This window comes from Hungatella sp. SL.1.14 (assembly GCF_024460495.1).
In the GTDB taxonomy this organism is placed as follows: Bacteria; Bacillota; Clostridia; order Lachnospirales; family Lachnospiraceae; genus Hungatella; species Hungatella hathewayi.
Window position 1 is genome coordinate 1 of the sequence record NZ_JANFYJ010000217.1, and the last position, 326, is coordinate 326.

Annotated in this window: 1 protein-coding gene; it reads right to left on the reverse strand. The window is 52.8% G+C overall.

Features of this window, described 5'->3' with window-relative positions; translation table 11 throughout:
- A partial coding sequence (locus tag NE473_RS30750; protein ID WP_256265613.1) for a hypothetical protein occupies positions 1-326 on the reverse strand: 326 nt, incomplete at both ends.

The window sequence follows — 326 nt, forward strand, 5'->3', positions numbered from 1 at the left end:
GACAATTCCTCAAACAACGGAACCACATCACTGACCGCCTTTTCAAAATCTCCCGACATGACCGGAACCGTAAGTGTCTGCCCTGCATACTGTCCGTGAAGTGTTCCGTCCAGATCGATATTATCGAGCGTTTTTCCGTACTTTTCGATGGTTTTCTTTTCAGGGACTTCCGTCCCCCCAGCCGCTTCCGTAACCGCCGTCGTCTCCGCAGTTGTCTGCATTTCCACAGATACGGCCACCTTACAGCCCGTCAGGCCCATCGCTGCAACTGCCGTACAGGCCGCTGCCGTTGCTACTCGTTTCCATAATCCATTCCTTCTCATCAT